We start from the raw sequence: 24,680 nt of genomic DNA, 5'->3' as shown, positions 1-24,680 counted from the left end.
ACGTATACCTTTAAAGTTACTTTTAGTTACTTAATGATTTTTATAAATCTGTTATTATAAAGTAATACGATATTCATCCATTATATTGCAAGGGAATTTTACACATGAATCAAAATATGCATTTAAAAACTGACGTTTGTATTGTAGGAGCTGGTCCTGGAGGGGCGCTACTCTCCTTCCTGCTGAAACGGCAGGGAATATCCACCATTCTGATCGAGCGCCAGCCGCACCTGCTTAAGTCGTTTCGTGGTGAGGTGCTTAATACAGATGGTGAGAATGTACTGAAAAAGCATGGATTATACCCTTCTGTCACCCAGCGTGGCGTGCTGCCCCTGGAGCAAATTCAATATTGGGAGAATGGTCAGATCATTCACACCATTTTCCCTGGAGAGCAAGAATCCCATGTGGGCATTCATGTGCCGCAGGATCATCTGCTGGAAGTCATCGTGTCACAATCACAGCACCAGGAAAACGAGCAAGTCCTTTATAATACGGTTATGACTGGATTGTTACGGAATAAGGCTGACCAAACGATTGGCATCAACATTCGGCAAGAAGGGCGCCCCGCTTCCATTGAAGCAGCGGTTATTGTTGGTGCGGATGGCAGATATTCAGCTGTACGCAGAAACGCTGGTCTGACCCCGGATACCCGCAAACATGGATACGACCTGTTATGGGCTCGAATTCCTGCTCCAGCAGGCTGGGAACCTGCTGTTCGGATGGCCAGTATGGATGGTCAACAGTTGGCGCTATTCTCACAATTCGGAGGTTACGTGCAGATCGGATGGAACATTCCGCAAGGGTCCTTCTCCAAGCTGCGTGAACAGCCCTTTGCTCCCTTTGTACAGAAACTCGTGGAGGCCTTCCCCTGTCTCGCTGATTCAGTAGCTGAACATATCCAGACATGGAGTGATTTTGTTTTGTTATCCGTTGAGAGCAGTTTCGCCGATTCGTGGGCGCAGGACAATGTGGTCTTGCTTGGTGATGCTGCTCACACGATGACTCCAACGGGCGCTTTTGGATTGAATGCCGCATTGGAAGATGCGGACGTGCTTGCTGAGCTGCTCATTGATATGGCAGCCGATCAATTCACTTCTACAGAACGGCTGCAAGAGCTGCAGGCCCGACGTGGAGAAAAAGTGAAGCAGCAGTTGGCTAGACAACTGGAGATGGAGTCTTCGTTCCAGCAGCGGTACGAATCTTTTCAATAATGATGCGTGTATTCACGCACCGCGTAATCAACAAACAGCCGATGACTCCCAGTTGGGGAAGCATCGGCTGTTTTGTTCTTTTATGGAGTTAACCTTAATGTCACCATCTGTGAACCGGATTCGCAAAGGCTTTTTTGATACACAATTAGGGATCAGGCTTCACTACCATTCATTGCGCTTACCCGTAGCTCAGTCATAGGCAGAGACAACTTATCGGGATGACGCAATCTCACCGTACGGCTCTCACCAGGGAGAAGATCGAAATAGTTATCACTAAAACGAACGCGACCGAGGGGCAGCTCGAGCTTCACCAACCGTGCAATTGCACCAATGGCCGTAACCGACACGGATTGCTCCTCTTCGTTCACATGCACACTGAGCTGAGATTGAGGCAGGTTAACATCCTTCGGATCACGTAAGAAATATCGATTGAGTGGTGCAGTGAAACCTTCGGCTACCAATTCAACCATCACTTCTTCTGCCAATCTGCCTCCCAATACTTCCGCTTCGCTCAGCTCTGCAATACGAGTAGCGGATTGCGAACCTGTCTCCACATGATGCGAGCTGGAGTATACTTTTTCCCCATTCAGTCCATAGACATTAAATCGAAGTTGTCCCTTCAGAGTCTCCCGTGTATCATTCACAACCCATAACGTAAGCGGCTCACCCGGTTCATGTTCCAGAGACAGCAGTATCGGATGAAAGAATACTTTTCCGTAATAAAAGGAGGCCTTCGGCAGCAGCTCGTAGTCAATCATGGACCAGCTTGTACCTGGCCAGCTGTCATTCAGCTGCCACACAAGGGCTCCACTATTGCGATGATTGATCCGCCGGAAATGTTCAATGCCATACCGTAATCCTTCCGCCTGTGTCAGCATCGAGTAGTTCATGTACTCTTCAATATTTTGCGGAATGCCCGTATATCCTTCCATTAGAAGAATGCCTTTCTGATGATTGGTATCCTTATTCCGATAGGCCATTTCGGGGCTGCCCCAGTAAAATTGCCCTCCAAGCATGTTTTTCTCCAGTGTGTAGCGGTTGGCGGAGGCATGCATGCCGAATTCACTACTGAACAGAGCATTGTCTTTTTTATAGTTTTTGAAAGTCACGCCCTCAATACTGTAATTCAGCAGTGGCGGCTCGCCGTGTTTTCGGGGATAGACGGAACCATGCCATACCTGCCAGTTATGACGATCCCCCACATCCGGATCATTGGCATCATTGCCGTGACTGTCCCCATACGGTGAGGAAGGCCAGTATGGACGAGACGAATCCAGACGCTCCAGCACTTCCGGGATCAGCTCATGGTAGATCAGCTCTCCATAGAAAGGGCTGGTAATATCTCCACTGGCGGACTTCATGTCATATAGCCAGTCAATTTCGTTATTGCCACACCAGAGTGCAAGCGAGGCACGATTGCGCAGGCGCAGGACATTATTTTCCACCTCATCCCGTACATTGTTCATGAAGTCCCGATTGAAATCAGGGAATAAGGCGTTGGCAAAAGCAAAATCCTGCCATACCAGTACGCCTTGCCGATCACATTCATCATAGAAGACGTCCTTTTCATATATACCGCCTGCCCAGACACGCAACATATTCATATGCCCTTCCACGGTCAACTCGATCAGCTCACGATACCGGGAGGCCGGGATGGCACCAATCAGATGGTCGGCCGGAATCCAGTTAGCTCCCTTCGCGTACACACGCACTCCGTTCAGGATAAACGTAAAAGCATCCTCACCCTGCTCATTATGAAGCGCCAGTTCAATGGTTCGGACACCATAAGGCTCGTTGTATTGATCCACTTCCACCCCATCCGCAAATAGTGTAACTTCCAGCCTATACAAGTAAGGTTCACCCAGATCATGCGTCCACCATAATTGCGGTGAATCCAATTTTAGTATTGTATCTGCGAGACCATTTTCCACAACTGCTTCGGCTGACCGTGCCACTTCATGTCCACTCGCGTCCAGTAAACGGATATCACAAGACAGGGCCACCGCTTTTTCACGTTTCTGTCTGCTACGGAAAGACAATACGGACTTCACATCCGCAGTGACATGGACAACTGCTTGCTGCTTGCTGGCTGATTTGGTACGTGCAAATACGTTCTCCAGCTTTGCAATCGTTCGTCTTTCAAGGCGTACCCCTCCCCAAATTCCTACGGTGACCATCCGTGGACCCCAGTCCCAACCGAAATTCATCGCAGCTTTGCGCAACCATGGCCGTTCCTTCGTATACGAAGACCAGTCGAACGTTTCCTTGTCTCTGTGATGCAGATAAAGGGGATCGAACTTGACCGCTATGGCGTTCCAGCCATTACGAACTAGTGTAGTCACATCGAAATCATGGGACATGAGCATATTAGCCGTTTGCCCCACTTCATGTCCGTTCACATATACGGTGGCGAACGTATCCAACCCGTCGAATACTAACTCAAAGTACTCCTCTGCTTCCCCATCCTTCGACAGGTTGAAGCTAGTACGATACCACCATTCCTTCTGCTCGATCCATCGACTCTTGGCATCGTTATGCCCATAGTAGGGCGGATCAATGATGCTGCGTTCCACCAGAGCGGTGTGCACATCCCCTGGCACCTCCGCTCCGATCCAAAATCGATCATCGAGCGCTGCCGCTGCAACATCCATGGCCCGCTTTTCCCCAACCTCGAAATGCTGTATTTTCCATTGCCCTGACAAATCCTGACTTGAATTATTCATCTTCATCCTTGCCTCGCTCTCCAGTTTCCTTGGTAATACGATATCGAAAACGTTTGCAATAAAAACATGACTTCATTCGTTGTTTTGTCTGCTCACCTTTAATGTCCGGAAGGCTTGTACGACACAGCCTCCTCGCGATACTCACTCGGAGTCTTGCCTGTATGTTTTTTGAATAGCCTGCTAAAATACTTAACGTCCTCATATCCGCTGATAGCCGCCACTTCACTTACTTTTGCGGGAGAAACCACCAGCATGTCCATCGCGCGCCTAATTCGCATACCTGTTACAAAATCACCAAAAGTGACGCCCGTTTCCTTCTTAAACAGTTCACTGAGATGACCCGGATGCAGATGAACCTGACCTGCGACATGTTGCAAGCTAATATCCTGTACCAATCCGGATTCCATATAAGCAATAGCCTTCTGTACATGCGTAGTCCGCCCTTGCCCCATCTGGCTGTGATAGGTATGCATCAGTCCATATAAATGATGAAACAGCAGATCCCGGAGTTCACCAGCATCGGCATCCGGGTCTGGCCTCCATGGTTCGAACCGTTCCGGTTCGTCTCTTCCAATAGCTCGCATGGTACGAATCAACCAACGCTGTCCGGCGTTCACCGCAGCATGCAGACAGGCATCAAAAGACTCTGGCGTTACTTCGGGGTCCATCAGGAGTTCATCCACCAGTTCTCGCGTCCATGTGGTCAGCATAATCGAGTCGTTATCCATTAACAATGTCCCCAGGGTGGTTTCTTCCTCATGTTGAAGGACGGTTTTACCTCCTATGCGGTGGAAGACATCTTCATATTGCCAAATCCTGTCCTCAAGTAACCCGTGATAACGGTACGCGATCGACGCCGTTCGGTAGCTCTCATGCAGAAGTTGAACCTCCATGCAAGGTTGACCTGCTGCTGCACGCAATATACATTTTAACAATTGCTCAATCCGGGTTAATGCAATGCCCAAAGTAAATTGGAAATCCTGCTCATCCAACGGTAGCTCTACAACACAGATAATCCGGTCCTTTTGAATGTGCGCAACTGCGCCTGGCAGGACATCCTCCAGCATATTTTGCACGGCAAAGTTTAGCAAAGTAGCCGAAGAACGATTCCACCCCGCAGCTTTCAAGATCAGAATCTGTCTCTGCACTTGCTCCTTGTCTGAGGAACATTCCGATTGCACATTTATTCCCGACTGGAGAAATACAGGACAAGGGCCAGATTCTACGTCTCCATCAATGATCCATCCAGCGAACAGCCGCTGTTTGTTCTCTCGCAGCAGCTGCCCTTCTCTTGATTTCTCAACCCATCGTTCGGTAATTCGTTGTTTGGCCTGAAGCACCGTCTTGATAATTTCTTCCGGCTTACTCGTCTTAAGCAGATAATCTGTGACACCTTGACGAATCGCTTGCTGAGCGTATGAGAAGTCATCGTATCCCGATAAAATAATGACCTCTAGTTCCGGCAGCATATGTAGCCCTTCCTCTGCCAGTTCAAGCCCCGTCCTTCCCGTCATCCGAATATCAGTCATCAGAATATGCGGCCTCTCTTCGTCCATGCGTACTAACGCCTCTTCTGCCGAGGCTGCTGGCGAAAGCAGCTCAATCCCCAGTTCATGCCAAGCGATTACACTGGCGAGCCCTGTACGGATAATCACTTCATCATCAACAATCAGTAATCTCATGGCGATTCCTCCAAGATTGGAATAGAAAATGAAATTCGGGTTCCACCTCCGACCCGGCTGTCCACTTCGAGCTGCGCCTCAGCTCCATAATGAAGCAGTAGTCTCTCGTTCACATTGCGGAGCCCGTAACCACCTTGGGATGTTTGCTTCATTGGCTCTTTTTCCGTCCCATGGTGGTTTGAATGATGTTGCTCTTCCTCATCCGATGACACAAGGCTGCTTCTGACATGCTCCTGTCTGTCCCGTTCCATGCCAGCACCGTCATCCAGAACCAGCACATTCATTCGTTCCTGTTCCTGACGAATCATGATTGTAATTGTGCCCATACCCGCTTTCGGCTGAATTCCGTGAATCATGGCATTTTCGACGAGCGGTTGAAGCAGCAATTTCAGCATCATTCGCTGTTCAAGTGCCGGATCCACAATATAATGTACGGCGAACTTGTCGGGAAAACGGATGGACTGCACACGAACATAATGGCGAATGTGGGCAATCTCCTGCCCTACAGGACAATAATCCCTACCCTGATTCAAACTGATACGCAAAAAATCACTCAATCCCTCGACCATCTCTGCGATCCGCTTTTCCTCAGACATCAAGGCAATCCAGTGAATGGATGAAAGTGTGTTATACAGAAAATGAGGATTGATCTGCGCCTGAAGTGCCCTGAGATCAGCTTCCTTCTTGCGGGCTTCACCACGGATAACCTCTTCTTTCAATCTCTCAATATGTGCACCGAGCAGATTATAACTTTCTCCCAGCTTGCCAATTTCATCATCACTTTCCGATCGGAATAGGGGCAGCGGTCGATCCGGATCCATTCGGGACAGATGTCTCGTAAGAACTCGCAGCGGCCTTGTGACTCGACGCACCGTAAACCAGACAAGTCCTGCACTGATCGCAGCAGACAGGCTCACTGCAACAGCAGTGAGGATGAGAATATAACCGTTTTCGGACTTATACTGATCGTAGGGAACCGTTCCGGTCAGCGTCCAGCCTGTCAACAGTTCCGGGTAATAGAGCAAAGTACGTTTCTCATCGCCGCTGCCATACGTGGCTGTTCCGCTTCCTTCCTGTTGGATCAGCGTATGTACTTCAGGCTCGATCTTCTCCAGTGACTGTCCAAGACGGGATTTGTCCATGGAAGACAAAATCTCTCCAGTGGGACCGATCAGTTCCAGTCTACCTTCGCCCATACCCAGTCCCAGCGCTGCCCATCCTTTCGAGATTGCCTTCTCGTCTAGACTGATCGCCAGCCATCCGATGGGCCGATAATCATGGATGCTGCGAATGGGTCGAACCAATGTTATTACATTTTGGATGCCCGCATAATTCTGAACCGGATATACGCCAGTCCATGCTTTAACCGCATCACCACGCGGAGCAGGAGGATAAGATACATTGGATGATTCATACCATGTAGCCGTGGACAAAGCCGCATCGAAACGTTCCGGATAGATGGCAATGTTGGCAATATATTTTTTGGAAGCGGCCAAATTGGTCATCCTGCCCAGAATATCCACACGCTCCTGCACATCGTCCTCATCGCTACTTAAATACTGCTGAATGTCCCTTTCTCCAATCAGAAAAATCGATAGCGTCTCGGCATCCTGCAGCATATAGCGCAAATTCGCTTCAACCTGCTTCAGTGTGTCCATGCCCGAAAGCTTTGTTTTTTGTTCTGTGATGCGGGAAGAGATCAGAAAGGCGAACAGCCCCAGTGCCAGCAGCGGCACAATCATGGAAGCCGTAACAACGACAGACAGCTTCCGTTGCAGTGAAGATGTTAGCCAGCGTCCCACACCTTTCCCTCCTCTGGATGCGCTTTCGTTTAACCTTTGACTGCTCCGGCCGTCATGCCTTTCATGACTTGTTCCTGAAATACCAGGTATAGAATGATGGTCGGGATTACGGACAAGGTCATGGCAGCAAGAGTCAGGCCGTAATCGGTCTGATATCCGTCGGCAAAATTGGCGATCGCGAGCGGTAACGTTTTCAAACCTGTTTTGTTAATAAACACGAGTGCGAACGAAAAGTCATTCCACGCGTGCAGAAAACTCAGAATAGTGACCGTTGACAAGGCAGGCACAGACATGGGAAGCATGATCCGGGTGAACAGCCCCCATAGACCTGTTCCATCAATAAAAGCGGCCTCTTCAATGTCACGTGGAATGCTAGTCAAATAAGCTGTTAGCACAAATATCGCGGTCGGCAACGCAAATGCGGTATACGGCAATATCAATGCCCAATACGTATTCAGCAGAGACATCTGTTTCATCAAAATAAATAACGGAACCAATGTGCTGTGAATGGGAATCAGCATGCCTACAACGAAGAAAGTCATGATCAACCCTTTCCAGCGAAACTGGAAACGTGCGAGTATAAATGAGGCCAGCGCTGCAATAAACAGCGTTATGATAAGCGAACCTACGGATACAATCAGGGAATTGCCAAATGCGGTTCCCAGCTTGGAGCTTTCCCAAGCATTACTGAAATTCTCCACGTTCCATTTCTCCGGAAGCCCGAAGGGCCTGCTATAGAAATCTTCATTTGTTTTGAATGCACTGATCACAAGCCAATAGAACGGATACAATGTTAAAATACCATAGACCGTCAACAGCGTCCAAACAATTCCACTACTGAATCGGCGAACCGGATGGCCTGAAGTATTCCCCGGTGTTGGCATCGATAAAGGTGTAACACTCATTACATTCCCCCCTCTCTCCTAATTCTCTTTTCTCTTACGGCTTGTCGCCCACTGGCTTGTTCCGATAAGCAGCAGGGAGATTAGCACGATGGTGGTCGAGATAGCACTCCCGAAGCCATAGCGATACGTTGTGAAGGTTGAATTATACATATACGTTGCCAGCAGCTCTGTCGCATGTGCCGGGCCGCCTTTGGTCATGATATACACCAGATCGAATGATTTCAGGCTGCCCGAGATACATAGAATGATCGCCACCTGAACCGTCCCCCAGATCATGGGCAAAGAAATGGAAACCAGCTTGCGGATTCCGGAAGCACCGTCAATCTTGGCAGCGTCATGAATTTCGCCCGGAATATTCTGCAGCGCCGAGATGAAGATAATCAGGTACAAACCGACAAAACTCCAGAGTAACGGTGGCACCAGGGAGAAAATGGCGATTTTGTCATCCGAAAGCCACTGCAGCTTCCAGCTTTCCAGCCCCAATGCATCCAGCAGGAAGTTCAGTATCCCGATCTGCGGGTGATAGATATATTGCCAGATCATACCGATAACTACTGTGGATAATACCATCGGCAGAAATACGGCTGAACGCAGAAAACGCTGTAACGGATTGCTTTTGTGCAAAATGACCGCCAGCATCAACGCTAACGGAATTTGCCCAAATACCGAGGCTAGAACAAAAATGACGTTGTTTTTCAGTGCCCGCCAAAATACGGAATCATGCCATATTTCCACATAGTTATCCAGTCCGATATATTTTGACTCTCCGATTCCCGACCAGTTGAAGAATCCATAGTACGCTGACCATACAACCGGCACAAATACAAATAACGCGTAAATTAGAACTGCCGGAGCGAGCCCCAGCATAATAAAACGTCGACTGCGCAATGCGTTCATTTTGCTCACTTCCTTTCATCAAACCTTTGGTAATTACAACCCTTGATATCAATGCAAAACCCCTCCCCTACCGGGAAGGGGTCTGAATCTTACCGCAAAGCATCTTTCAGCTCATCCAGATCTGGATCGGAATGACCTATGGCCTTAATTTCCCACTGCACTGGCTTGCGATGCCTGAATTTTATTCGCGATATCTGCGGCTTTACCACCCATCAATAGCTCCTGCAATCCATTGTTGATAACCTCGACGGTTGCAGATCCTAGTTTGGAATCATACACCGGAGTAATCTTTACTTCCTGCATTAAGTCATAGAGCTCCACAAACAATGGATGGGCTTTTGATTTGTCCAGATCAATTTTGTAGCTGACGAGTGTGCTGCTATCCAGTGTTGCTTTCTGACCGTCAGGGCCTGCCAAAGCGTAGAATAGCTCCATGGCCGCATCTTTCTGGGCACCGCTTAACTTTTTGCTTACACCCAAGCCTGTCCCTACAACGCCAGATGTCGTCCTGGCCTCACCCTGGCCTCCATCTACTGCTGGTAAAATCGTAATGTGTGTATTGTTCAAAATGTCTTCCGGTGCGTTGTTGACGAGGTTGGCCAATGCCCATCCGCCGTTCATCACCATCGCTGCTTTTCCCTGGAAGTACAGCTGCATCATCTGTGTTTCGTCAATACTGTTGAAACCATCCTGAAATGCTTTGCTGTTACCGAGTTCCTGCATTTTGTCCAGCGCCTGAATGAATTGTGGGTCTGTAAAGCTGGCCCCATCCTGCGTTGTTGCTTTTAAGAACCAGTCTGTGCCGGTTACCCGGTCAGCCAGTGTACTGAAGATCGTGGATTGAGCCACCCAATTGGCCTTGTTCCCCAGTGCAATCGGTATTATTTTGTTCTCATTAAATGTAGCAATGGCCTGCTCCAGCTCAGCCCATGTTTCAGGTACTTTCACGTTGTACTGCTTAAAGAGTGCTTCATTGTAATAAATAAAGGAAGTGGGTGCGAGATTCATCGGTACCGAGTAGATATCCCCGTCCACCGTATATCCATCCAGAGCGTTCGGAATAAAGTTGTCTTTCCATTCCGGCTTCGCGTCCAGCTCAGCATTGATCGGCTGCAACAGATCTCCTTTCACAAACTCCTTGGTCATCGCATCCGGCCACATGACGAACAGATCCGGCATTTCATTGGCCGCTGCCACCGTCCGGAGCCTTGTTTTGAGGCCATCTGTCGGCAGACCTTCATCCACGACTTCAATATCCGGGTGCGACCCACGGAAGTCTTCAATGATTTTGCGCATCGCCACCGCTTTAGCGTCCTGTCCAGTCCAGTTGTGCCAGATGGTGACGGTTACTTTATCCTTGCTGTCGCTGCCTTCTGAGTTGTCCCCGCCGCCGCAACCAGCCAGAACGATGGAAAATAGCGTCATTGCCAACATTCCCGAAAGCCATTTTTTCAACATCTCTATAGTCCCCCTTGGCGATTTGTATACACTTATTGTAAATGGTAACGCTATCATTCTGTAAGGTGACGATGCACGGATGCAGGGGTGAAAAATATCGGATTCCCTGTTGATGCTGCAATCTTTGCTACATACAGAAAGAGCCCTCATCATGAGAGCTCTTTCTGTATGTGGATTCGGGAACCATTCTTGAATTTATAAATAAATGAATAGATAAGTTCTGATTTATTTCATACTGTCTTTCACAAGTGCTGCAAAAGCTTCCGAACCTTCCTTCGTTAGATGTACGCCATCTTTTTCGAAATATTCGTCATGCCCTTCACTTGCAGTGTGCCAGTCAATGAGAGATACATTGCTATAATCGGAAGCCGCTTCGTTCAGTGCTTTATTCACGGTTCGTTCCCATGGGCGAGGGACTCGCACGGTAACCAGATAAACATGTTCTTCATCTTTCAAGTAATCCAGCACAGAATTCAGACTTTTGGAATTGAAGGAACCGTTCGTTCCAAGTTCCAATACGACCTGACTGCCCATTTGGTTATTTCTCTTCAGGCCATCCAGTACATCGGCAGCCTCCCACATCTGACGGCCGATATGACCGTCCACGTGCACGCCCGAAATGGTTTGTTCAAGATAAGGTTTGGCGTCCAGAATAACCGAATCTCCAATGACCGTATAATGAATCTTGCCGTCTTTGGCTGGAGGGGCTGTTTCCTCTTGCTCTTTGGAGGAATCTGACGTATTGACAGGATCCTCCGGTTGTTCATTACCGTTGTCTTCTGGATTTCCCGGATTGTCGGTGCTTCCTTTGGGTTTACCAACAGCGTGGTTCGAGTCGCCAGGAGTTGATCCTTTCTGCTCACCTGAAGTTGGTTCCTCAGATTTCGGAGCTTTACCTGGCTTCGTCGTTTGCTGTACTCCTTTGCCTTGTGGATCTCCAGCGTTCGCTGTTGGTTTATCGTTTTTCTGTGGCGCAGGTTGGTTGTCCGCCCCGGAAGTGCTTACTACCGCTGGAAGAACGTCCTGCCCTTTTTCCTCCGTTACGGAATGATCTCCATTCAGCGTGGCCGACATCGATACCGAATGAGAATCGGAGTTCGCTGCGGACGTAATCATCATCTGTGACACCGTAAAACACATCAACAGTATACTCATCAGCAATCCAGCGCGCTTCCACCATACGTTGCGAATACCTGTTGTATTGCGCCCTCTTCCCCATAACCGGGACCAGGAATCACGAAATCCGTTATGACGAATTGGATTTTCAATATATTTAAGTGACAAGGAGGCCAGTGCAACCGTTGTTGCAACCTGCAAAACCATTCGTACAGGATGTGCTCCACCCGTGTCTACCGTTGGACTCGTCAGAATAATGACAGGATAGTGCCACAAATATAATCCATAGGATCGTTCCCCGATCCAGCGCAATGGCTTGGCGCCAATGAGCCGTGCCAGGAAGGATGATGGATGAGCCAATACAGCTACGAGCAATGTCGTCGCTATGGCCTGAAGTACCATTCCTCCTCGATACAATGAAGGGTCGTACTCACTGCTATTCAGCATCATGTAGATTAACCAAGCCAGCGCAGCTAAACCTAACACGTCCAGGACAAGGCGATTGATGCGGGCAAGGGATGACGATAGTTTGCGACTCGGCCAAACCACGGCCAGTGCAGCGCCAGCCAGTAAGGCGAATGCTCTTGTGTCTGTTCCATAATAAACACGGCTCGGGTCCAGATCCGGATTATACATGATGGCCATTGCACCAGCAGACAATTCAGCTGCCACGACAATAAAGACGACCAGCCATCCCTTTCTTTTGAACAAAACGATTGCTGCGACCAGTAGAAGGGGCCAAACAATGTAAAACTGTTCTTCCACAGCCAGCGACCAGAAATGTCCAAAGGGTGATGGAGGACCGAAACTTTCGAAATAGGAAACGTTATGAAAGATATACCACCAATTGCTTATGTATAATACTCCCGATACAATGTCACCACGTAACGCAGCCAGTCGAGATGGATCTGTGCAAAGCAGCCAAATCATCACCACTGCAGTCATCGTGATCATGCCAGGTAACAAGCGCCTTACTCTTCGCACCCAGAAATCACCGAGCGAAATCCGGCCATGCTCCTGCCATTGTGTCAAAAGAATGTCTGTAATCAAATACCCTGATAGAACAAAGAAAATGCCTACACCGAGCAAACCGCCCGGAATAAAACCTAAATTCAGATGATACCCTATAACTGCAAGCACAGCGATGGCTCGCAAACCATCCAGTCCGTTCATATGCCGCTTGCTTTTCAATGATTGTGACATGCGAGCCCCTCCTTGACAATGTGAGTCGACATCATCCATGTCTGGGGCGTTCGAGAACTCCTTGTGGTTCTGGTTGTCATTAACATACGTATTGCACCTTCCATCATTCATTTACAACATAAAGAAGACGTGTTACTTAACCATGATGTTTTATGATTACGATTTCTTTATATCTTTGTCGTTATGTCCCGTTTAGCATTATACGCCCGAAAGATTATTCACAAATTACAGTAATAGTTACAATCCAATGAAACGATGTAACCTTTCCTGCCAAGCATATATAGCTGTAAAATCATACTCTAATTTTATTGTTAAATACAGCATTTTTCATAGAATGGCTAATATTACCTTACCTTTTATTTCATATATGAGCAGATCCCTCTGAGGGTCTGGAGTGTACACTTGAGCCAATAGGAAAAGGCTGCCGACTTGCTCAGCAGCCAATAACCATTATAAACCTATCTCTTGCCGGATTGAAAGTTTTGCTCATAATTGCATCTTGGTGCCTAGGACCCTAGAGGTAAAACGGATGAACCTTCTCTTCCGCACTCCCATCGAGGATCCGATAAGAGGATCGTCCTACGTACATTGGAATCTGCAATTTGTCCAGATTAACCATTCCATTTTCCAGGAAGTATTCCGGGTCTTGATACCGCTGTAACACTTCACCTGCAATCCATTCATGATCCCCATACGTTGTGATATCGATAACCTTGCACTCGTAAGCAAAATAAGCTTCAGTTAAAAGTGGTATGTTCACTTTGATTCCTTCTTCGTATGTAATCCCGAATTTCGAGAATTTGTCTGTGTCTCTTCCACTGAAGGTTCCCGCAGCCTGAATCCACTCCGAATGATGACCCGGAAGGAAGTGTACCCCGAATACTCCACTCTGCTCAATCAATTCATAAGAGTACGTTTCCTTCCTCAGCGATATCCCATAAATTCCGGGAGACGATCCAATATAGGTATGCCAGCCTGAGGCCATCACATTCTGCATTCCCTTATGACGGGATGTCACTACCGCCACCATGCCGGGATACGAATAAAACATAGGTTCATCTATCGGTTTCCGCATCTGATCACCTCTTCGTTTTCAATTGACCCAAAGCTGTACCAAGCCGTTTTCTCATTCATTATTATACAATATAAGTAAAGGATGAGAAAGAATTACTTCCTCCATGCCCGTCTCTAATGCTCAAATTCGATAGTGATCATCCTGTCGCAATGTCTTCGACTTTTACCCTCGCTTCGCCAAATACACTGCTCTCTTCTTCCAATCTTTCTGCAATTTCAATGATTTTGTCGATGACATCCTTCTCCTGATTAGCCACCGTTCCACTCGCAATCTGAGCAAGCTTCTCATGTTGCCCAACGCAAATGGAACGACTGGCATACTCAAACATCGGAATATCATTCGCATCATTCCCAAAAGCAATGAAATCATGGGGAGAGACCCCAAGTGCTTGCAAGCCTGTCCATTTATTCACACCCTCAGGACTAATATCAATGATATTCTCTGTTCCATGCATGTAGGTCACCACAGGAAGGTTGTACAACGCCTCCAACATCTCCTGGTGATTGCGGCTGCTTAAGACCACTACCTTCACAATCTCGGTTAATTCCTCCAGCTGCACGTTCTTCGCTCTGCACTCGGGGTCCAGATTTCTTCGAATGGGATGCTCCGGGTTGCCTGAATAACAGTAATCCCATTGACAATCAATTAGATACTCTGCTTCATGCTGCTTCAATAACGCCAGTATATGGTCAGCAATGGATGCTTCCAAATAAACTGTGGAAATCTCAAGTCCACTGCGATACACAAACCCTCCATTCCCCCCTACCAGCGGAGATTGTTGCATATGGACGGGCAGTATAGGCAATAAATCACGGATCGGTCGTGCAGATGCAAAAATAATTTCATGACCTTTCTCCACGAGAAAGTCCAATGTCTGAACCATTTCTCTGGTTAACGGTTTCCCCTGAAAACAGATTGTTCCATCCAGATCAAACACAAACTTCATCATCATTCCCCCTCGTTTTTCTAATCATATCAAGTTCATATATAATGAAAAGGACCGATGTCCATTCGAGGTGAAAAAAATGAAAATGTACAGGGGATACGAAAAAATACAACCTTATATGTCCCTTTTTAATTTGGAACAAATCTTTGCTGACGCTACTTCGCTTCCCATTCAGCTTCGGGAGTATGATTCAGATGAATATGTTCTTACGGAAGGCGATGAGCTGGATGGGCTTTATTTCCAAGTGAAAGGTCTGACCAGAGTCTCCTCAAGTGTCGAGACTGGCAAGTCTCTTTTGCTGCGTTTCTGCCACCCTTTATCCATCTTTGGTGATATTGAATTGATTCAGAAAGTGGTTGTACAGTCACAGGTGCAGGCTGTGCAGCCCTCCAAATTCTTGTTTATAGACATACAAACCGTTGAACGAAGCTTAATGCAGGAGTATCGTTTTTTGAATGAACTTCTTAAACATCTGTCCTATAAATTGCAGACATGTACAGCGGCATCCCGAATCAACTCACTTTCCTCCGTTGAAGAACGGTTCGCTATCTATTTGATGTCTACCCGTCTGCCCAAAGAGTTTGGCAAGGAAATTAGCACGCCTCACATTCCGGAAATAGCATCCGTGATCGGTACAACGCCACGACACTTAAATCGCCTCATTCAGAAACTGTCCGATCTGGAAATCCTGTGCAAAAAAAGAAAAGGTTTTATTGTGCTCGATTGGGAGCGGGTGGATGAACTATCAAATGGATTGCGTTATGACTAGCTTTCATAGTAATCTTGATTAAACACAACTGAGAAATGGGGAATAGCAGTGATTGAAAAAGCAACGTTTGCCGGGGGATGTTTCTGGTGTATGGTAAGTCCTTTTGAAGAGCAGCCCGGCATTCACGGGATTATATCCGGATACATGGGTGGAACCGTAGAAAACCCTACATATGAGCAAGTATTGACCGGGGAGACAGGGCATTTGGAAGTTGTGCAAATCTCGTTTGATCCAGCCATTTTCCCATATGAGAAATTGCTTGAGCTGTACTGGCCGCAGATCGATCCAACAGATGCCACGGGTCAGGGTAATGATCGCAAGAGCCAATATCGGGCCGCCATTCTGTATCACAATGAAGAGCAACGCCAATTGGCCTTGAAATCACGAGAGGAACTCGGCAAAACAGGCCGATTCGATAAACCTGTCGTTACTGCCATTGAGGAAGCCTCCGTATTTTATCCGGCGGAAGAATATCATCAAAATTTCCATCGCAAAGATCCAAAATATTATAAAGAATCCCGGATTTATTCCGGACGCGACGAAATTATCAAGAAATATTGGAGTTAATCTTTTTAAATAATTAATTAATAAAGCGGCCACATGGGCCGCTTTTTTGTCGCATCCATTTTACAGTACACCGATTAAAGTCTTCAACTCCTCGAAGCTATCAATAACCCGATCCGCCTGAGCTAATTCATCGGCTTGAGCAAAGTCAAAATTACATCCAATGGAGATTAAATCATTATCCTTCGCAGCTTTAATGTCAGACAATCGATCCCCGATTACCATCCCTTGAGTGATCTTATATTTCTCCACGATGGAGCGTACGAGATCAGACTTATTTTGTGATGAAATCTGCTGTATGCTGAATGTTTCCGTTACCCACTCATTCAAATGATAATAGTTTACGATGGCATTCAAGTATTCGATTTGTCCATTACTCGCTATGTATATCGGTATACTCTTCTCTTTGCAGTATTGAAAGAACTCTTCTACGTACGGGTACAGCGCACCATGGCCTGCCTCGATATTCGCGATCAACTTCTCATGAAACCATTCATTTGCTTGTTGTCTAATCTGGTCCGAGTATCCGGGCAACAAATTCTCCCAGACGACGGGTAGAGGAACTCCCATAATTTCACGGTACTTTTCTATTGGTGTATTCTGCTCCCAGAGTCCCTTTGATCTTAGATGATTAAAAGTGTCATGCAGAGAAGCTTCCAATATTCGATCTGTCTGAAATAGCGTACCATCCATATCAAAAATCAGTGAAAGCATAAACAGATTCTCCTCCTTTAAATTCAGGATATAGTTTGAGATACAATGGTCACTCTGCTTAGGTAAAGTTACTATTGATCAACATACGTGAATACCTATCATTTTACAACCCTTCCAGATTACACGACTGAAATCATCCCTTATTCCAAATAAGGTTATGAACTGCCTCTCATTCGACCATACTATTACCTACGAATAAACCGTCATCACGAATGGCAGGGGAGGAAGCACTATGAACCGGAAAAACCCGCATCAAATCAATCAACCTGCAGCAGAATTACCCGTTCCGCTTGAATTCGATCGTAGCTGGCTGACCCAACTGGAGTCCAGACTCGATAAAGGCGGCCCTTGGGGCGATTACAGACTCTTTCAACTTGGCATTCAAGCCGAAGAGACAAATCTGATTCCCAACTTTGATGAAATCCAATGTCTGAAGCATTTACAGGGACTCACCCCCCTTCCTCACCAGATGGATACTGCACGCAGAGTACTGTTTGAAATGTCAGGCCGTGCCATTCTCGCCGATGAGGTGGGACTCGGCAAAACGATTGAGGCTGGCCTGATTTTGAAAGAATATATGGTCCGTGGACTCGTATCCAAAGTCCTGATTCTCGTGCCTGCGTCCCTTGTACTGCAGTGGGTCCGGGAGCTGAATTCCAAATTTGGTATCCCTGCAATTGCACAGAAAAAGGCGTATTCCTGGCAAAACGAAATCGTGGTTGCCTCGATGGATACAGCCAAACGTGACCCGCATAAGGATATGCTGCTGAATACGGATTACGACATGATTATTATCGACGAGGCTCATAAACTCAAAAATAAAAAAACAACCAACTATCAATTCATGCTGAAATTGCGGAAAAAGTACTGCCTGCTGCTTACGGCTACACCGGTGCAGAATGACATGAGCGAGCTGTTCAACCTCATTAACCTGCTCAAGCCGGGACAGCTTGGTCGTCAGGGTGATTTTGCAGCCAACTTTGTCGTCGACAAACGCATCCCGAAAAATCAGGAGCAGCTCAAGGATGAGTTATCCAAAGTCATGATCCGTAACCGTCGCGGTGAAGGGCCTGTTCAATTCACCAAACGGAATGTGTCCAATGTGAATTTGCAGCTTTCGCCCGAAGAACAGGCCCTTTACGATGGGGTGACTTCCTTTGTGAAGGATCAATACCAGGAAGCGGGCGGCAACCTGAGCAGCATGCTTTCCCTAGTCACGTTGCAGCGAGAAGTATGCAGCAGCCGGGATGCCGTGTTTGTGACGTTGGTCAATCTGTCGAAGAAACTTCCACTGGACTCTCCACTGCGGGATAAGATTTGGGAGCTCGTTGCTCATATTAAAGCGATCAAGGAAAATACCAAAGCGGAAAAAACGATGGAACTCGTTCGTGACATGAATGAGAAGGTTATTATTTTCACCGAATACCGTGCCACGCAGGAGTACTTGCTCAATTATTTTCGCAACAACGGCCTGACCGCGGTTCCCTACCGTGGCGGTATGAACCGAGGTAAAAAAGACTGGATGATGGATCTCTTCCGCGGCCGCGTGCAGGCAATGATTGCAACCGAAGCGGGCGGTGAGGGCATCAACCTGCAATTTTGCCATCACATGATCAACTTCGACCTGCCCTGGAATCCCATGCGTGTCGAGCAGCGGATCGGTCGCGTACACCGACTAGGACAGCAACATGATGTGAACATCTACAACCTTTCGACGACAGGTACAATCGAGGAGCATATTCTGAATCTGCTTCATGAAAAGATTAATATGTTCGAGATGGTCATTGGTGGATTGGACGTCATTCTGGAACGGCTGGAGAAGAAGGAATCGATCGAAAAGAGTTTGTATAAAATCATGCTTGAATCACAAAACGAAGAGGATATCCGCCGTAAAATGGACTCGCTTGGACAATCGCTGAACTCCATTCAGCGCGAAGTCGCAGATGAGGCACCAGCCGTATCTGGGCTTGACATTCGTAAAGGAGGCCTCTGATCCATGACCATGTCACCCCATGAAGTGCAGGCGTATGTGCTCACTTACCTGGAAACACTCGATTGTCAGATTATGGAGCGTTCCCCTGCCCATGTTACGGTAAAGCTTTCACCTGAAGCCGACAAGGCGTTAACCAACCGTCCGTATTATTGGGGATTTGTGGAGCGAACCGGGGCACCTGCGGAGACAATGTCCTTTACATTCGTCTTTGATCCGGATACCCATCAGCAAGCGTTGGAAGCTGAGGAAGCAAAAGCTGCACAGTTAGCTCCTCCAGCCTCACCAGGTGCCGGTCCCGGTACCCCCGAAGCTCCCAAAGAGACTATTCTAGGTCGGTACTTCGGTATTGTCCCTTCTCTGCCTCAGCTGGGACCCGGACGAATTTTGAAAGAAGATGTTGTATATGGTAGCCGCAGGTTGCAGCAGATCTTCAATGCAGCGCGTGAAGGCGGCGCATTCGTGAACCTGTTCGAACAGGCTGCAAAAAGGCAACTGCGAGCTACCGCACCAGCAGTATATGAGCCATGGCTTGGTGTGTGTTTTAAAGTGGAATTCGCCTGTGATCTGAAAAAAGAGGAACTTCATTTTATCGGTATCTCCCTCAGAACAGGGGAAATTGTCGAGAAGTTCGGCTCGAAACTGAACAGGCGTGACCTTAGCCCAAGGCTGGCTGAGAATATGCACGTACAGACCGCCAAAGTATCGCTAGCCGATGCCGGGGCAGCTCTGGAATCGCATTTGACAAACCGCTTGCTGGAACTCGATTATAGCTGGGCAGAGAAAGCCAAAGAACGGCTTGATCTGGAACTTGCTGTTGTGGATACGTACTATGAAGCGGTTCTTAGAGAGGATACCCCTGAGGTTGACGTAGATACAACCTCTGCCTCCGGCACAGGCGGGGTTTCTAATGATCAGGATCAGGCAGGGGCTGGGCCTTCTGCCCATATTCATACTTCTCGCTCCGGCTCTACTCGTATCCAGAAAGCACATCTACAGCCCGTCGAACCAACTGGCGTGATGATTGGATCAGATGTCGAACTCGCGGCTGAAGCTGCTGTTCAGGCAGAACCAGAAACGGACCCGGAACAGGATAAAGTCCGCCAAGCGGTCATGGATCGGGAAGCTATGAAGCTGCAATACGAAACACGCCGTACCGAGATGATCTGGCAATATGAGCCCAAAGTGAAGGTGACCGCGATTAGCAGCGGCATGTTTCATTTAAGATAGACGACGAAGACACTACTTTTCTCGCAAATGACGGCAAAAGTAGTGTTTTTTCATGAGTGGCAGCCCGACAGGTTGCAGCAACCTTTGCACAACCTGTCCTCTAAAATGGAACTAGAAACGATCACGCAGCGAAAATGGAGTCCGTTTTGTCATGATATGTACCCCAGAAAAGTAGGTGTTAACATGAAACGACCCTTCCACAAGGGATGGAACGTGATTCGCCGAATAATCGGAATTGTAATGTGCCTTCTATGTGTAATCACCCTGCTCCCCTTACTGCAAGCTGAAGGTGCTGGAATTCAAAATGCATTTAGGTCCATACTACCCTCTACATTGGCCAAAAGTACGGCGGAACTTCATTCCGACACACTGGCTCCTGATGCAGTACGACAATTTGCTCGCGAGCAAGCCATCATTCTAAGTACTGAACATGAAGGGAACCATTGGGATCATGCTCAATTGGACTTTTATCCCCTCGGTCCAGGCACACACAGCTGGCTGGTATACGCTAATGTTGGAGAGTCACCCGTTGGTTATATGATTATTTCAGCTAACGATCAAGGACAATTTCAACTTAGCGAGTACGGTCAGGGAGAACAACGACCGTACAACATTTCCTTGTTGGCTCAAGCTCTGGATCGACAGCAACTGGACTTGAAGAAGATGATTAATGACGGAGGAGGGCTTCAATTACGTTATGCGCCTCCCCTGCTCGCTTATTGGAAAGTGGAAAGACCTAACGATGATGCAATCTATATTGACGCAACCAATGGCGATACCTTGCCAACGGGTATTTTGAATGCACTGGATACGGACTCACGGCAGGCTACGAAAAGAATGAAGTCCATAAGGTCAATATCTGTACAAGCTGTCGTGATGACGCCCGAAGATTCACCACAAGTCTCCTCGTTGTCCGTTGACTCCATGGATCTGCAACCTCTGTTTGATCCCGAGGACAATCTGTTATGGATCACGTCAAAAGCACTTTCGATCAGCGGCGTGAAGACATTGAATCAGCAATGGAAAGAACATAAAAAGATCGTTTTCTCTGCGGATCAGCAAAATGTCTTGTATGGCGGGCCTCTGCCTGTCACTGGTTATCACATCTGGCGTGACGACCGTGGTACAGTTCAAAATCAGTATGTAGCTATTGGCGGGAATACTTCGGTAAGACGATATGTACCTCTTCAGACCTTGCTGCGGGACGGACATTTCTATGCCGTGAAACCGTGACCGATCCTCACAACAAATAAGACGCCTTCCTCTGGTTCTTCATAGGAATGCGTCTTTTTCTTTGGAAGAAGCTACTACCTACGTTGGTTCTTGATTTACCCTTTACCCGAAGAGCTTCGTTTCTGCACTTCCCCCTGCGAATTCATCGCTTTTTCCTTTTTCCCAACCCATAGAGATACGGCAAAAGGAATCATTCCAAACCACTTCATTGTCCACGGCTCTTTGGCTTTGGTGCGTCCTTTACGCTCATCCTTCGGAGTGTCGATATAATGAACGACTCGCTCTGTAATGTATTTCACCAACTCATCACTTTTGGCCATAACCTCTGCCTCCCTTAGCTCCGGCAAAGCCGGGGCTTATGTTATCTCTATTGTGTGCAGAAGCGATCCTCAATAAACATTTTTTTGCTGCAAGGAGTATGAAAAACAGAAGAATGCACAGTCTAATGCCAAAGGTATCCATCCACTCACTTATTGCATAAGATGCCTATTTCAAGAAGGAGCGTGTATTCTCATGTATAAGCTGCTGGCCGCATCGATGGCTTTGCTAATCAGCATCAGTTCTATCCCCCTGACCGACCTGCCTACATTGCATTCACAACGATCGCCCATAAGCCCATCCATGCTGCCGGTAACCGATGGAGATGCCTATCACTCCACTCATCATGCGTTTGCAGCACCTGTCATCCTTCTGGACGTTGGTCACGGCGGCATTGACGGTGGAACAACAGACCATGGAATACTGGAAAAGGACATCAACCTAGCCATTAGCCAAAAGGTGTATCTCCTGCTTCGCAGCAAGGGTTATTCAGTCATAATTAACCGACTCGGCGACTATGCGCTGAGTGACGAGAATCGCTGGTTAAACAGTCGCTCACGTCATCGCAGAGATTTGGCTCAACGCAAAAGCCTTAGCGAAGAGGTCAGTACCGACATCGTCGTCAGTATCCATGCCAACTGGAGTCCAAGATCCTCTGCACGAGGCCCGGTTGTTTTACATCAGAACGAAGGACGAAGCTACATGCTCGCAAGTTCCATTCAGAATCAGCTTAATCAATTGTACGAGACGGAGCGCGATGTTGTATGGGGCAAGCCCTTTTACCTGTTAAATCATGTGAAGCAACCCGCTGTAATTGTTGAAACCGGATTTCTGAGCAATGCACACGATCGCGCAATGATCAGCGACCCGGGCGAACAGAAACGGATTGCACAGTCCATTGCTAATGGCATTATTTATTATCTGTCGGCAGTTTAGGTTCAGCTTGCCAATGCCACACATCTCGGACCAGATCGCTAATACCGACGAACTCAATCTGACCTTTGAGCCGAGATACGGATTCATGGACGACAGCAGAGGTATTTAATCCGGTATGGCCAACATGACCGATCACTACACACACATCTTTGTCGAGAGCACGTTGGGCTGCCAAATCCATTTGTTTGCGTATTTGTTGTTTGGAATTGTGGTCATCTAGAAAAATATCGTTGCCGACTGGTGGCATGTTTTTGGTGATGGCCAATTCCCCTACCACAGAGCGAAAATTGGTACGACTATCCACAAAAAACAACCCACGCTCTCGACATACATCCAATACAATGGACATGATGCGTTTATCAGACGTAATTTTGGAACCCATGTGGTTATTCATGCCGACGGCATAAGGAACTTCATCTATGGCTTTCTCGACTCGCTCACGCACTTCCTCATCCGTCAGATTGGATGTGATCGCTCCTGGACCGAGCCATTCTGGTCTGCCCTTTTTGGGCTCCATTGGCATGTGAACAATTACATCCATTCCTTTTTCATGTGCCGCAATCGCATCTTTCTTCGTCGTTGGCAAAAATGGCATCACGGCCAACGTGAGCTTAACCGGGGTCGCCAAAATTTCAGATGTACCTTTCATGTCATTCCCTGCGTCATCAATGATGATCGCCATTCGTTTATGCCGCGATTTGTCTGCCGGAGTTTGTGATAACTGACCTGAAGTTGAACCAGGCACTTGTGTTGAGGTTTGCTCCGTTAAAATTTGCTCGGGCGTCTGCCCTGAAGGAATCTGTGGTTCCGCACTGCTGGCAGAGAGGCCTACACCGTAAACCATGAATATCGTACCTGTGAGTACCACTGACATTTTAAATTTCCAGGTGCAGGACCACCCTTTTCGTCCGGCCTTATTCATCCATCGTTCCCTCCTTTGTTCTGTCCCATCATTATTTGAACAATGAAGGGGGAATATGTAGACAAAAAAAGCCTGTTCATTCCAATGGAGCGCTTGAGGCCGCAGTGTTGGACTGACTTAAGCGATATTGGCGCGGAGCCTGACCTGTCAGTTGATGAAAAAGGCGGGAGAAGTAATGAACTGAGCTAAAGTGATATTTTTCAGCAATTTGAGTGATATTTAATGTGGTGTGAAGCAAATCGTACTTCGCCCGTCCAATACGAAAGTGATTCATATACTGGATGGGAGAGTATCCAGTAGATCTCCTGAACAGCTCAAAAAAATGTCCACGGCTCATATTGAGACTTTTGTAATAGCTATCCAGTGGCTTGGGCGCTCCGTGAAGTAAGTCCTGCTCTATAATTTTAAGCATATGAGATATCCGGCGATCAGGGATTACATAGTCATTTCCCATGCAACAGTTCAGAAAATAGTCGATAAACGTCTGGAAATTACGCTGAATCATCAAGCTCCACATAAAAGTCTGCTCATTGGTATATGACCCGCTTTTATAAAAATCCTGGAAAAGATCCTGCCAAATCTGCAGAGATTCCACCTTTGATATTTCTTTAAGCGCATATGGAAAAGTCGGGCCCACAAAGGCTTGTTGTAACACCTGCGGCGGATAACAGACCGGACAGGCCGTATCAAATACATCTTTTCGCTCCACATAATGCCAATCAAAATAACAACACAGGTGAACCATAGGGTTATCCGAATCAGCCACCCATTCATGCAGTTGCCCTGCTGGAATATAGATCAGCGAACCGGGACCAAGTCTGCTGCTCTTTCCATTTGTACTTAATACCCCATAGCCTTCGCTGATCAAGTAAATGGAGCTGGTATAACAAATTCGCGGAGAACTCGACTGTCCCTTCGCAAAAGGGTATCGGGTCGCCAAGTATACATAGGGATGCAAGGAAGCAAAATTCATTGGAAGTTTCCTT

General features: G+C 47.4%; 20 protein-coding genes. 7 read left to right on the top strand and 13 right to left on the bottom strand.

Annotation, left to right across the window (positions count from 1 at the left end; genetic code table 11):
- The first annotated feature begins 104 nt into the window (after positions 1–104).
- Positions 105–1,211 carry an FAD-dependent monooxygenase gene (locus tag AC3ITG_RS10930; protein WP_489253724.1) on the top strand — a complete coding sequence of 369 codons (1,107 nt, stop codon included), beginning with the start codon at positions 105–107 and terminating at the stop codon, positions 1,209–1,211.
- A 152-nt stretch (positions 1,212–1,363) separates the two neighbouring features.
- On the opposite strand, the gene AC3ITG_RS10925 is transcribed toward AC3ITG_RS10930, so the two are convergent.
- The 9 genes from AC3ITG_RS10925 to AC3ITG_RS10885 form a co-directional block, all read right to left on the bottom strand.
- Positions 1,364–3,940, bottom strand: coding sequence for a beta-mannosidase (locus tag AC3ITG_RS10925; protein WP_489253723.1), 2,577 nt, complete (start codon positions 3,938–3,940; stop codon positions 1,364–1,366).
- 92 nt (positions 3,941–4,032) lie between these two features.
- Positions 4,033–5,616: a helix-turn-helix domain-containing protein gene (locus AC3ITG_RS10920; protein ID WP_489253722.1), complete on the bottom strand. Its 1,584-nt coding sequence runs from the start codon at positions 5,614–5,616 to the stop codon at positions 4,033–4,035.
- The gene (locus AC3ITG_RS10915) at positions 5,613–7,418 is read right to left on the bottom strand and encodes a cache domain-containing sensor histidine kinase (RefSeq protein WP_489253721.1); all 1,806 of its coding nucleotides are present in this window, start codon (positions 7,416–7,418) and stop codon (positions 5,613–5,615) included. Before AC3ITG_RS10915 ends, AC3ITG_RS10920 begins: the two co-directional genes overlap by 4 nt.
- 29 nt (positions 7,419–7,447) lie before the next feature.
- Positions 7,448–8,302, bottom strand: coding sequence for a carbohydrate ABC transporter permease (locus tag AC3ITG_RS10910; protein ID WP_413379568.1), 855 nt, complete (start codon positions 8,300–8,302; stop codon positions 7,448–7,450).
- 39 nt (positions 8,303–8,341) lie between these two features.
- The gene (locus AC3ITG_RS10905) at positions 8,342–9,220 is read right to left on the bottom strand and encodes a carbohydrate ABC transporter permease (protein ID WP_413377254.1); all 879 of its coding nucleotides are present in this window, start codon (positions 9,218–9,220) and stop codon (positions 8,342–8,344) included.
- Between the two features lie 144 nt (positions 9,221–9,364).
- On the bottom strand, positions 9,365–10,678 hold the full coding sequence (locus AC3ITG_RS10900; RefSeq protein WP_489253720.1) for an extracellular solute-binding protein: 1,314 nt from the start codon (positions 10,676–10,678) through the stop codon (positions 9,365–9,367).
- A 225-nt stretch (positions 10,679–10,903) separates the two neighbouring features.
- Positions 10,904–12,997, bottom strand: a complete 2,094-nt coding sequence (locus AC3ITG_RS10895) for an acyltransferase family protein (protein WP_489253719.1) — start codon at positions 12,995–12,997, stop codon at positions 10,904–10,906.
- 514 nt (positions 12,998–13,511) lie between these two features.
- Positions 13,512–14,072: a flavin reductase family protein gene (locus AC3ITG_RS10890; protein ID WP_413377248.1), complete on the bottom strand. Its 561-nt coding sequence runs from the start codon at positions 14,070–14,072 to the stop codon at positions 13,512–13,514.
- 136 nt (positions 14,073–14,208) lie between these two features.
- Positions 14,209–15,024: an HAD hydrolase family protein gene (locus AC3ITG_RS10885; RefSeq protein WP_489253718.1), complete on the bottom strand. Its 816-nt coding sequence runs from the start codon at positions 15,022–15,024 to the stop codon at positions 14,209–14,211.
- A 73-nt stretch (positions 15,025–15,097) separates the two neighbouring features.
- Here AC3ITG_RS10885 and AC3ITG_RS10880 point away from each other — a divergent pair, with 73 nt between their 5' ends.
- Positions 15,098–15,787 (top strand): Crp/Fnr family transcriptional regulator, encoded by a 690-nt coding sequence (locus AC3ITG_RS10880; protein WP_489253717.1) that lies wholly within the window; start codon positions 15,098–15,100, stop codon positions 15,785–15,787.
- A gap of 51 nt (positions 15,788–15,838) precedes the next feature.
- The gene (gene msrA, locus AC3ITG_RS10875) at positions 15,839–16,354 is read left to right on the top strand and encodes a peptide-methionine (S)-S-oxide reductase MsrA (RefSeq protein ID WP_024629294.1); all 516 of its coding nucleotides are present in this window, start codon (positions 15,839–15,841) and stop codon (positions 16,352–16,354) included.
- Between the two features lie 60 nt (positions 16,355–16,414).
- Here the strand turns inward: msrA and AC3ITG_RS10870 are convergent, their stop codons facing one another.
- Positions 16,415–17,065: an HAD family hydrolase gene (locus AC3ITG_RS10870; protein WP_489253716.1), complete on the bottom strand. Its 651-nt coding sequence runs from the start codon at positions 17,063–17,065 to the stop codon at positions 16,415–16,417.
- A 232-nt stretch (positions 17,066–17,297) separates the two neighbouring features.
- On the opposite strand from AC3ITG_RS10870, the gene AC3ITG_RS10865 reads away from it, so the two are divergent.
- The 3 genes from AC3ITG_RS10865 (at position 17,298) to AC3ITG_RS10855 (ending at position 21,518) form a co-directional block, all read left to right on the top strand.
- Positions 17,298–19,058: a DEAD/DEAH box helicase gene (locus AC3ITG_RS10865; protein WP_489253715.1), complete on the top strand. Its 1,761-nt coding sequence runs from the start codon at positions 17,298–17,300 to the stop codon at positions 19,056–19,058.
- Between the two features lie 3 nt (positions 19,059–19,061).
- The gene (locus AC3ITG_RS10860) at positions 19,062–20,285 is read left to right on the top strand and encodes a YqhG family protein (protein ID WP_489253714.1); all 1,224 of its coding nucleotides are present in this window, start codon (positions 19,062–19,064) and stop codon (positions 20,283–20,285) included.
- Positions 20,286–20,468: 183 nt separating this feature from the next.
- Entirely contained in the window at positions 20,469–21,518 is a 1,050-nt protein-coding gene (locus AC3ITG_RS10855) for a hypothetical protein (protein ID WP_489253713.1), read from the top strand.
- Positions 21,519–21,613: 95 nt separating this feature from the next.
- On the opposite strand, the gene AC3ITG_RS10850 is transcribed toward AC3ITG_RS10855, so the two are convergent.
- Complete coding sequence (locus tag AC3ITG_RS10850; RefSeq protein WP_413377238.1) at positions 21,614–21,838, bottom strand: YqzE family protein; 225 nt, start codon at positions 21,836–21,838, stop codon at positions 21,614–21,616.
- Between the two features lie 193 nt (positions 21,839–22,031).
- On the opposite strand from AC3ITG_RS10850, the gene AC3ITG_RS10845 reads away from it, so the two are divergent.
- Positions 22,032–22,772 (top strand): N-acetylmuramoyl-L-alanine amidase family protein, encoded by a 741-nt coding sequence (locus tag AC3ITG_RS10845; protein ID WP_489253712.1) that lies wholly within the window; start codon positions 22,032–22,034, stop codon positions 22,770–22,772.
- On the opposite strand, the gene AC3ITG_RS10840 is transcribed toward AC3ITG_RS10845, so the two are convergent.
- Together AC3ITG_RS10840 and AC3ITG_RS10835 are read right to left on the bottom strand one after the other, a co-directional pair.
- Entirely contained in the window at positions 22,747–23,694 is a 948-nt protein-coding gene (locus AC3ITG_RS10840; protein ID WP_489253711.1) for a divergent polysaccharide deacetylase family protein, read from the bottom strand. The two genes, AC3ITG_RS10845 and AC3ITG_RS10840, sit on opposite strands and share 26 nt — an antisense overlap.
- Before the next feature lie 76 nt (positions 23,695–23,770).
- Complete coding sequence (locus tag AC3ITG_RS10835; RefSeq protein WP_489253710.1) at positions 23,771–24,667, bottom strand: AraC family transcriptional regulator; 897 nt, start codon at positions 24,665–24,667, stop codon at positions 23,771–23,773.
- Positions 24,668–24,680: the final 13 nt, after the last annotated feature.

It is taken from the genome of Paenibacillus sp. GL_099_B, assembly GCF_057835695.1.
This window is presented reverse-complemented; position numbering and strand designations above follow the sequence as displayed.

Coding starts and splice junctions, on each gene's coding strand:
- AC3ITG_RS10905 (WP_413377254.1), bottom strand. CDS start 9,220: ATGAACGCATTGCGCAGTCGACGTTTTATTATGCTGGGGCTCGCTCCG.
- AC3ITG_RS10925 (WP_489253723.1), bottom strand. CDS start 3,940: ATGAAGATGAATAATTCAAGTCAGGATTTGTCAGGGCAATGGAAAATA.
- AC3ITG_RS10840 (WP_489253711.1), bottom strand. CDS start 23,694: ATGAATAAGGCCGGACGAAAAGGGTGGTCCTGCACCTGGAAATTTAAA.
- AC3ITG_RS10865 (WP_489253715.1), top strand. CDS start 17,298: ATGAACCGGAAAAACCCGCATCAAATCAATCAACCTGCAGCAGAATTA.
- AC3ITG_RS10880 (WP_489253717.1), top strand. CDS start 15,098: ATGAAAATGTACAGGGGATACGAAAAAATACAACCTTATATGTCCCTT.
- AC3ITG_RS10855 (WP_489253713.1), top strand. CDS start 20,469: ATGAAACGACCCTTCCACAAGGGATGGAACGTGATTCGCCGAATAATC.
- AC3ITG_RS10850 (WP_413377238.1), bottom strand. CDS start 21,838: ATGGCCAAAAGTGATGAGTTGGTGAAATACATTACAGAGCGAGTCGTT.
- AC3ITG_RS10835 (WP_489253710.1), bottom strand. CDS start 24,667: ATGAATTTTGCTTCCTTGCATCCCTATGTATACTTGGCGACCCGATAC.
- AC3ITG_RS10920 (WP_489253722.1), bottom strand. CDS start 5,616: ATGAGATTACTGATTGTTGATGATGAAGTGATTATCCGTACAGGGCTC.
- AC3ITG_RS10900 (WP_489253720.1), bottom strand. CDS start 10,678: ATGTTGAAAAAATGGCTTTCGGGAATGTTGGCAATGACGCTATTTTCC.
- AC3ITG_RS10860 (WP_489253714.1), top strand. CDS start 19,062: ATGACCATGTCACCCCATGAAGTGCAGGCGTATGTGCTCACTTACCTG.
- AC3ITG_RS10910 (WP_413379568.1), bottom strand. CDS start 8,302: ATGCCAACACCGGGGAATACTTCAGGCCATCCGGTTCGCCGATTCAGT.
- AC3ITG_RS10890 (WP_413377248.1), bottom strand. CDS start 14,072: ATGCGGAAACCGATAGATGAACCTATGTTTTATTCGTATCCCGGCATG.
- AC3ITG_RS10845 (WP_489253712.1), top strand. CDS start 22,032: ATGTATAAGCTGCTGGCCGCATCGATGGCTTTGCTAATCAGCATCAGT.
- AC3ITG_RS10895 (WP_489253719.1), bottom strand. CDS start 12,997: ATGTCACAATCATTGAAAAGCAAGCGGCATATGAACGGACTGGATGGT.
- AC3ITG_RS10930 (WP_489253724.1), top strand. CDS start 105: ATGAATCAAAATATGCATTTAAAAACTGACGTTTGTATTGTAGGAGCT.
- AC3ITG_RS10870 (WP_489253716.1), bottom strand. CDS start 17,065: ATGCTTTCACTGATTTTTGATATGGATGGTACGCTATTTCAGACAGAT.
- AC3ITG_RS10885 (WP_489253718.1), bottom strand. CDS start 15,024: ATGATGATGAAGTTTGTGTTTGATCTGGATGGAACAATCTGTTTTCAG.